Genomic DNA, 8,973 nt, shown 5'->3' on the forward strand with positions numbered 1-8,973 from the left:
GAAACATAAGAAAAAGCACAGCAAAACCCGACATTTCTATTTAGCTGGAGGCACGACATTTGAACTTAGCGGAGACAAGATTTATAGAAGCAATATGAGAATGTCGTGTTCTAGCAAGATACAAATGTCGCGTTCTGGTTAGGTTGAGCGCCGGACGTGTTTCTGGGAGCGCCGGCGATGAATGCGACTGGGACGATAACGATGACGATGCGCGAGGTGCCTTGCAATCGACAGCAAACTGCATGGTTGTGATCTTGTCAGTCTGCGAGTCCGCGATGTCACGCACGGCAATCAGGTTCTGTCGCGGACGCAAGTCATCCAGCGAAAGACGCAGCGCCCTGTCCAGTTTGAACTGACCGAGTCGAGCCGCAAGGCGGTCGGCGCGTGGCTTGAAAAGGCTGCCCTGAGGTCGGAACAGTACCTCTTCCCGAGTCGGGTATCGACGTCCCCGCATCTTTGGTTCTGGCCGCGCGAAACGATGCTACATCGGAATCGTGCGGCCGCGCTCCAGCATGGTTCCCCTGGGACAAAACCGGCGGACCTGTGCCAGCGTCGCTCCTGCAGGACAACATCCTCGAGACCGCTTCAGTCCGAAAAGTGCCGGAAAGCCTATGCGTTCGGCTCGGCCGTTGCTGACGCTGAACGAACACCGCTCAGGCGGCCCGTCGACGATCCAGACCGGTCATTCGTCAAAAGCCCGAATCGAACGGCAGCGACCATCGCCAGGAATGTAGTTTGTGACGCACTCGACGAATTAACCACCCACCAGGTACATTGCTATGACAAGCCCTACTGCTCGCCGCCGGTTCTTCGAACGGGTTCCAACGTGACTGTCGGTTCAATCGAAGAAGGCTCATGTCACGAGCCCCGCATTGCGCGATGCTTTAGCGGATCATTACGAGCGTCGATATGACGCGCCGGCATCCTGCGTCTGTGAGACTATCTGGCGTGTAGATCGCTTCGCGATATCGCAGGTTGGCGCATCCATGAACCTTCTTCACGACGCAAACGACGGCGCCGGCACCAGGCCGATCCCTCTACCACGGCGGCGCGGACTCATCTTTCCCGCATTCGCATGGTCCGGCTTCTCGTCCGCGTTCGCTTCCATCATCGTGGGCAGTTACCTGCAGGCTTCTCTCGGCACGCTCGATGCGCTGTTTGCCGCAACCCTTGGCAACTGGATCCTCTTCATCTATTCGGCGGCAATCAGTTTCGCTGCAGGACGCTGGGGCTTGAGTTCGCAACTCGTACTCGAAGGCGTGTTCGGCCGCTGGGGCGCGGTCATCCCGGGCGCGCTACTTGGGACGCTCGTCACCGGCTGGTTCGCCTTTCACGTCGCCCTAACGGCAACGATTCTCGCTGCCGCGCTGCACCTGCACGTCGATCCGATACTCGCAATCTGCGTCATAGGCGTTCTCTTCGCATTGCCGGTCATTGTCCGCATCAGCCACGGGTTCAACATGACTGCGATTGCGATCCCGGCAATGATCGTCTTCGCTGCGATCGTATTTGCGCATCAGCTCGTACCCCGATGGGCTGTGCTGCTCGATGGGCCGATTGGCGGTTCGTTGCCGTTCGGCACGGGGGTTTGCATTGCCTTCGGCACTTTCGTCGTGAGTGGCACGATGACGGGTGACATCGTACGGTTTTGCCGCACCGGCAACGAAGCGGTACAGGCGACGGCAATCGGCTTCCTGCTGGCAAACCTTCCGTTTCTCATCCTGGGGGTTCTGGTCGCGGCGTCAGGCATCCAGGTGAGCAATCTGTTCACTTCGGGCAATGCGCTGTCGTGGCTGCTGCTGGTGCTTGTCATCGTCTCCAACTGGACGACCTGCGATGCGTGCCTGACCAACGCCGGCGTGACATTCAAAAGTGCGTTTCCCACGCTGCCCTGGATGGGAGTCGCGAGCGCCGCGACGCTTCTCGGCATTCTTCTCGCCATTACCAACAGCGTCGGCAACGTGTCCGGCTGGACCTTGCTGCTCGCGGCGCTCGCTTCGCCGATCGGCGGTGTGATCGTCGCGGACTACTACGTCGTGCGGGTTCGGGTGGGGTTCTCGCGCGCCCGCGTAGCGCCTGTGAATCTGGCCGCGTTGTTCGCAACAGGAGCGGGGATGCTGGTGGCACTGCTCTGCGACCGGCTGATTCCCGGCGTGATCACGCCTCTGGTCAGCGCGCCCGCAGCCGGCTGCCTCTATCTTCTTCTGTCCGGTGTAGCTTCGCGTCGACTGGGCGCAGACCTCGGCGGCCAGTCTGCCGGCGTGGAAGCCCTCGACTGATACCTATGTTCGGCACCCGAAACAAAACGGTCACCTCGCGCCCCCCTGCTGAGTCGAGAACTGCCATCGTCGTGATCGTGCTGATCTCGTCGCTTGCGTTTCTCCTTTTTCAGGCCCGCAAGGATGCGCTCGACAATCTGCTTCTGCATCAGGCACGTCTTGCTATCCAGCTTGCTGCGGCCGAATCCGGGGCCGATACGTCAAACGGCGTGACGCTCGTCGACGATGGCGAGCGCGGTTCGAGCGGCCTGCCCGCGGGCATCGCCGCATGGCCGGCGCAGAGGACAGTCGCAGTGCCACTCGCATCAGGCTGCGCGGGAAGTCCCGTCTGTCATGAATTCGTATCGGCGCAGGACCAGGACACCAAAGGCCGCTTCGTCATCCGCCATGGAGCGTTATTCGCCTCGCTTCGTGGCAGCAAGGTCGCCGTCATGACCTCCGCGCCGCTCTCCGCGTTGGCAGCTGGACTGTTCGGCCGTATCGCGATGGACATTGCCGCTGTGTTCTTCCTTGCATGCCTGCTGCTGCTCGTGCGCGAGAGCCGCTTGAGCGACTACTCGGTACACCGCCTGCTGGACGCATCGCCCATCCCGCTTCTGCTGATCGATGCGCAAGGGCAGATCGAATTCGCCAACCGCCAGGCTCTCGATCTCTTTCTCGACGATCCGCCGCGTGCGCCCGGCAGACTACAGGAAGCGCTGCGGCAGGAGGGACCGCTCTTCAGCTGGCTGATTTCCGAACAGGATACGGGCGGTGCAATCGAGACCAGCGAATTCGAAACCAGCCGCAACGCCGGCTCGAGACGTCATCTGCTGGTCTCACGACAGTCACTGGCGGTTCGCTCGAAGCGGATGATCATCGCGAGTGTGGCGGACATCACGGTGAGACACGAAGCCGAGAGCGCGCTCGTCAAAGCGAAGAATGCAGCCGAGGCGCTCGAGCGGATGAAGTCCGAATCGCTCGCGATGATGAGCCATGAGTTGCGCACGCCCGTCAACGGCGTGCTCGGACTTGCGCAACTGCTCGTTCAATATGAGCTGCCCGATGGCGCTGCACAGATCGTGCGCCGGATGATTCAGGCGGGCAAGACGCTGGCCGTGATCATCAACGATATCGTCGATCTCGCGTTGCTCGAGGTCCGGCATATCCGGCTAGAGCGGCGTCGCTTCGATTTGCGTGAGGTGATCACGGGCGCCGCCACGCTGGCCAGTGCTGCTGCCGCGGAAAAAGGGCTGGCCGTGCGCGTGAGCGCGCTCGCGCCGCTGCCTTCAGCCGTGTTCGGCGATCCCGCACGCTTGCAGCAGATCGTCATCAACCTCGTCAGCAACGGCATCAAGTTCACCGAGGCAGGACATATCGAGGTCAAGACGGATGTCGCCGCACGCATCGACGCTTCGATCGAGATCGTCATCGACGTGACCGACACGGGGATCGGCATTGCGCCGGAGGTCATCCCGCGGCTCTTCCGGCCGTTCTCGCAGGCGGAAACTGGACACGAAAAGCGCTTCGAAGGAACGGGTCTCGGTCTTGCAATCAGCAAGGGCCTCGCCGAAGCGATGGGCGGCTCGATTTCGGTGCGCAGTACGGTCGGACTCGGTTCGACTTTCTCGGTGCGTTTGCCGTTCGAATTGGCGCAGCGCGAGGAAAGCGCGGCCAAGCCAGCGCCCGCGTCGCGCGTGCTGATCGTGGACGACGTGGCGCTCAATCGCGATGTCGTGAGCGAATTGCTTCGCGCCGAAGGATGCGACGTGACAACTGCAGGCTCAGGACAAGACGCGCTGGATATCCTCAAGACACAGCGTTTCGATCTGATCCTGATGGATATCCGCATGCCGGTGATGGACGGACTCACTACCACGGCTGCGATTCGCTCGAGCCGCGAGCCAAACCGGCATACAGGCCCGATACTCGGGCTGACCGCGAATCCGCTGCCAACCGACAGACCAATTTACTTGTTGCGCGGCATCGATGGGATCATTGAAAAGCCGGTCGAGGTAGACACACTTCGCTCCGCGTTGCGACAGGCCACGCTGCCGACGCAGACGGTTGCGATCGAAGAACCGGAGCGCATCGAACGGCTGCGCCAGAAACTGGGACAAAATCGAACTCTGCGCATCGTCGCCGCGTTCGAGCAAACGGCGGCCGACGCACTTGAAGGCATTGCGACCGGTTGCGCCCGCGCCGGCCTCGACGCGGTGGCGGAAAACGCGCATCGCCTCGCGGGGGCCGCATCGAACGTCGGGTTCGAGCAACTGGCGGATGCCGCGGCCGATCTCGAACAGATTGCCCGGACAGCAAGCGCGACGGAAGTCGCCGATGCGGCGTTGACTGTCGTCACGATCTACCGGGACGTGCAGCGCTACGTGCGCGTCCTGTTGTCGTCTGCGGCCGCCGAGCCCGAGAACAGATAGCCGGTGCCGTGAACCGTCTTGATCAGGTGCGGGTTGTCGGGATCCGTCTCGATCTTGCGGCGCAAACGACGCACAAGCGTGTCGATCGTGCGGTCCATTGACTCGAAGCGGCGCCGCTTGATCGCGGAGATCAAACGCTCCCGCGACATCACGTGGCCTGCGTTTCTGACAAATACCAGAAGAAGATCAAACTCCGCGGTCGTCAGGGGCACAGTCGCGCCCGCCGGATCGGTCAGGCTGCGCCCGCGTGTGTCGAGCCGAAACTGACCGAACGACAGCGTCGAAGGCGCAGTCGCGCTGCGGCTGTGCTCCACCCGCCGCAGCAGGTTCCGCACGCGCGGCAGCAGCTCACGTTCATCGATGGGTTTCGCGATGTAGTCGTCTGCGCCGTATTCGAGCCCGAGGATGCGATCGACCTTGTCATTGCGGCCAGTGATCAGAATGATGCCCATCTCGGACTTCTCGCGCAGTTCGCGCGTCAACGACAGGCCATTGCGTCCCGGCAGCCGGATATCCAGCAGCACGAGATCCACGGGCTGCACACGCATCATGCGGTCAAGTTCGTCGGCATCGGCAGCGCAACAGATGTCATAGCCCTCCGCCTCCAGAAACCCTTCGAGGGTCTCGCGAATGGACGGATCGTCGTCGACCACGGCGATGCGCTGGGCAGTGCGGCTCTGCAGCATGAGTTCCTCGTGAATTCTTCGCTCGCCTGGCGGGGACGCGCGCCGCCTGTCATGCGCGGCTGGATCAGCCGCTGCGCCTTGCCTGCAGCGCTTGCGCGCCTCTGTTCACAAATTTTAACAAACCGCCATAGACTGTTCAATTGACAGTGCAGACTCGTTCACAAGATCGCCCGATAGTGAGCACACCACCCCTAAAGAAACCGGATCAGGAGACGAGCATGGATATCGGGCAACAGATTTGCGGCATGGACGCGGTCAGCCTCGCCAAGACCATTCGCAGCAAGGAGATTTCGCCTGTCGAAGTGATCGAGGCTCACCTCGCGCGGATAGAGGCAGTCGAGCCGTCGATCCACGCGTTCTGCACGATTACGTCGCAAGCGGCGCGCGAGCAGGCACGCAACGTCGAAGCGCGCATTCTGCGTGGCGACGACGTCGGCGCATTGGCGGGCGTGCCCGTCGGCATCAAGGATCTCGTTTGCACGGCGGGCATCAGGACTGCTTCGGGATCGCCCGCATACAAGGATTTCGTGCCCGACGAAGATGACGTCGTTGTCGAGCGGCTGAAGCGGGCCGACGCGATCATCGTCGGCAAGACCAACGTGCCGGAATTCGGCTACAGCGGCGTGGGCCACAACCCTGTTTTCGAAACCACTCGTAACCCGTGGAATATGGACATGACCCCGGGCGGCTCCAGCGCGGGGTCAGGCGCGGCGGTGGCAAGCGGAGAGGTTCCGTTCGCCGTGGGCAGCGATGGCGGCGGATCAATCCGCATTCCGGCGGCGCACTCGGGAATCTACGGCATCAAGGCGTCGATGGGGCGGGTGCCGCTCTATCCTGGCTGCCGCGATGAGCGCTATCCGGGCGTGTCGAGTTGGGAGAGCCTCGAGCATATCGGCCCGATGAGCCGAACCGTGGCGGATAGCGCGCTGATGCTGTCGGTGATCGCAGGCCCTGACTCGCGCGATCGGCATTCGCTGCCGGATGCAGGATTCGACTGGCTCAAAGCGCTCGATGGCGATCTGAAAGGGCTGCGGGTTGCGTACAGCCCGGACTGGGGCTATGCGGCCGTCGACCCGCAGGTGCGTCGCGTCGTCGATGACGCGGTGCGTGTCTTCGAGCGCGATCTGGGCTGCCACGTCGAGATAGCGCATCCCGGCTGGAGCGATCCCTTCGACGCGTTCTGGGCCATCGTCGCGATGGACACCGACCTCAAAGGTATGCGCGAGATGGTGGCGCAATGGGGTAAAGAAATGTCGCCGCATCTGGTCGCGTTTCTGAATCATCCGTGGACGGCCGAAGACTTCACCAACGCGATGGTGACCCGCAAGAACGTGGTCAACACGATGTGGCGCTTCATGACGAACTACGACCTGCTGCTCACGCCTACGCTGACGGTTCCCCCCTTCCCGGTTCATTGCCAGGGACCTGAGAAGACCGACGGACGCATGGTCGCCCCGACACAGTGGCTCGCGTTCACCTATCCGATCAACCTGACGGGACAACCCGCGGCCTCCGTGCCGGCGGGCTTCACGAGCGATGGACTGCCGATCGGGTTGCAGATCGTCGGGCGCCATCTCGACGATCCGCTTGTGTTGCGTGCGTCGGCGGCATTCGAGCGGGCGCGTCCGTGGCGCAACACGTTGCCGCCGCTGCTCAAGGAGCTCGGCCTCGTGCAGTAATCAGCCCATCCAGCAAGGGAACCCAGGGGAACATCATGACCAGTTCGACCGAACAGCATGGGCTCGACGAAGAGTTCGAGCACAAACCCGTCCCGCTCTCGCATCGCCACCAGTTGTCTTCGGTAGCGGCGGTGTGGTTCGGCTTTCCGATGATCATCACGAACGCCGTATTCGGCGGCGTGATCGCCTATAACCTCGGCTTCTCGCGGGCGCTGCTCGCGATATTGATGGGCAACGCGATTCTGCTCACGTACGTCGGCACGTTAAGTTTCATCGCCGGCAGTACCGGTCGCAACTTTGCGCTGCAGGCCGAACGGACCTTTGGCAAAAAGGGCTATGCGATCACATCCGGCTTTCTCGCGAGCGTCGTCGTCGGATGGTACGCGTTTCAGACCGGCCTCACCGGCACGACCGTCCATGCGTCTTTCGGCTGGAACGAAACGGCGACCATTATCGGAGCGACCCTGCTCTACACCGCCGTGACGTTCATCGGCATTCGCGCGCTATCGCTCGTCGGTATGATCGCCGCGCCGCTCTATGTGCTGCTCGGCCTCGTCGCGCTCTACCTGATCGGATCGGAGCATGCGCTGACAAGCGTGTCTGGTTACCGCGGACTTGGGGTCAACAGCCTGATGTCCTTCGGCGGCGCGGTCACGCTGGTGGTGGCGACCTTTGCCGATTCCGGCACGATGACCGCGGACTTCACCCGCTGGTCAAAAGACGGCAAGAGTGCCGTCTATGCGACCCTCACCGCTTTTCCGATTGCGAATATGATTGCCCAACTTTTTGGCATCCTGATCGTATGCGCGGGGGCCGCTGCGGCACCGGCGACACAAGGTGGTAACTTCATGCCGGTTCTGACCAGCCATGGCAGCGTGCTGTCGGCGATTGCGCTGGTTTTCGTCTTCGTCAACCTCGGGTCGGTGTGCACGCATTGCCTGTACAACGGTGCGGTGGGTTGGGGACGCATTGCGGGCAAGAAGATGAGAACCATGACGGTCCTGCTTGGATTGCTTGGCGGGTTGCTGGCCGTGGCTGGTGTATGGAGCCTGTTCCTGAACTGGCTCAACCTGCTCGGTGTGCTGGTACCACCGATCGGCGCGATCATCATCGTCGATCAGATCTTCGTCCGACACTACGCCTATGACGATGAGTTACCGAACTTCCGCGGCAGCGCGTTCGCCGCATGGGTACTTGGCGCGTTGGCCGCGTTGTTCGTGCACAGCATGGCACCATGGTTTTCCGAAGCAGTCGCTGGGATGCTCGTAGGGGCGACATCGTATTACGCGATGTCGCAAGGGGCGATGCGCGAAGTGCGTCAGCGCAACGAGTTGCTCTAGCGGAACATTTGCCGTTTGGCGGGGTCGCCAAACGGCAGCGCGGGCCACGACCAAAATAGTTCCATCGCACTTCAGTCGTCGCATCGCGAATACGTACTTGCGACCAACAACGGTCCTTCGGTGCCCTCAAGTACCTGGGGCACCTTCCGAGCTGGCAGCGGTCGTTTGCGTGGAGGTGTTGGTCGGCGGATCACCGGCCGTCGCAGTCTGTGTGCAGGCCGATGCGGCTTCGCTATCCTTTTCGGTGTTTGGGTTGTCGTTTATCGGCTTGAGCGCATACAAGGTTCGCGTAACGCCCTCTCTCCCAATGGCCGTATAGAGCCGCTCCACGCACCTGTGCCAACTTCCGCAGAGTTGTTCCCCGGCCAGGCGCACGCTGAAAGCAACGGAAGGACAGGTTTCAGCTGCCGTACAACGAGCGACGAATCATAGAGGGCGTGATTGCAGGAGCAAGCCTATATCACGCGACATCCAGCGCCATCCGCTTTGCTTCTTAAGTTTGGCTCTTTTGAAATTCAAATGGGTTATGCAGTATGCGGGTTGATCGAAGTGAAGTTGAGCTTGCCAGCGATCAGGAA

General features: G+C 61.6%; 5 protein-coding genes. 4 read left to right on the forward strand and 1 reads right to left on the reverse strand.

The features are described 5' to 3' along the window. The first annotated feature begins 986 nt into the window (after positions 1-986). Together EVC45_RS42585 and EVC45_RS42590 are read left to right on the forward strand one after the other, a co-directional pair. Positions 987-2,279, forward strand: a complete 1,293-nt coding sequence (locus tag EVC45_RS42585) for a cytosine permease (protein ID WP_129964086.1) — start codon at positions 987-989, stop codon at positions 2,277-2,279. A 5-nt stretch (positions 2,280-2,284) separates the two neighbouring features. Beyond that, positions 2,285-4,690: an ATP-binding protein gene (locus tag EVC45_RS42590; RefSeq protein WP_129964087.1), complete on the forward strand. Its 2,406-nt coding sequence runs from the start codon at positions 2,285-2,287 to the stop codon at positions 4,688-4,690. Here the strand turns inward: EVC45_RS42590 and EVC45_RS42595 are convergent. Then, positions 4,639-5,376, reverse strand: coding sequence for a response regulator transcription factor (locus EVC45_RS42595; RefSeq protein ID WP_168991657.1), 738 nt, complete (start codon positions 5,374-5,376; stop codon positions 4,639-4,641). The genes EVC45_RS42590 and EVC45_RS42595 overlap by 52 nt on opposite strands. A gap of 218 nt (positions 5,377-5,594) precedes the next feature. On the opposite strand from EVC45_RS42595, the gene EVC45_RS42600 reads away from it, so the two are divergent. Together EVC45_RS42600 and EVC45_RS42605 are read left to right on the forward strand one after the other, a co-directional pair. Beyond that, complete coding sequence (locus EVC45_RS42600) at positions 5,595-7,055, forward strand: amidase (protein WP_129964088.1); 1,461 nt, start codon at positions 5,595-5,597, stop codon at positions 7,053-7,055. Positions 7,056-7,090: 35 nt separating this feature from the next. Further along, on the forward strand, positions 7,091-8,395 hold the full coding sequence (locus tag EVC45_RS42605; RefSeq protein WP_129964089.1) for a cytosine permease: 1,305 nt from the start codon (positions 7,091-7,093) through the stop codon (positions 8,393-8,395). Positions 8,396-8,973 lie beyond the last annotated feature (578 nt).

Origin of the sequence: Paraburkholderia sp. UYCP14C, assembly GCF_004197395.1 — a bacterium.
Classification (GTDB): Bacteria; Pseudomonadota; Gammaproteobacteria; order Burkholderiales; family Burkholderiaceae; genus Paraburkholderia.

Excerpts from the sequence above, each read along its gene's own strand:
- EVC45_RS42585 (WP_129964086.1), top strand. The coding sequence starts at position 987 with ATGAACCTTCTTCACGACGCAAACGACGGCGCCGGCACCAGGCCGATC.
- EVC45_RS42590 (WP_129964087.1), top strand. The coding sequence starts at position 2,285 with ATGTTCGGCACCCGAAACAAAACGGTCACCTCGCGCCCCCCTGCTGAG.
- EVC45_RS42595 (WP_168991657.1), bottom strand. The coding sequence starts at position 5,376 with ATGCTGCAGAGCCGCACTGCCCAGCGCATCGCCGTGGTCGACGACGAT.
- EVC45_RS42600 (WP_129964088.1), top strand. The coding sequence starts at position 5,595 with ATGGATATCGGGCAACAGATTTGCGGCATGGACGCGGTCAGCCTCGCC.
- EVC45_RS42605 (WP_129964089.1), top strand. The coding sequence starts at position 7,091 with ATGACCAGTTCGACCGAACAGCATGGGCTCGACGAAGAGTTCGAGCAC.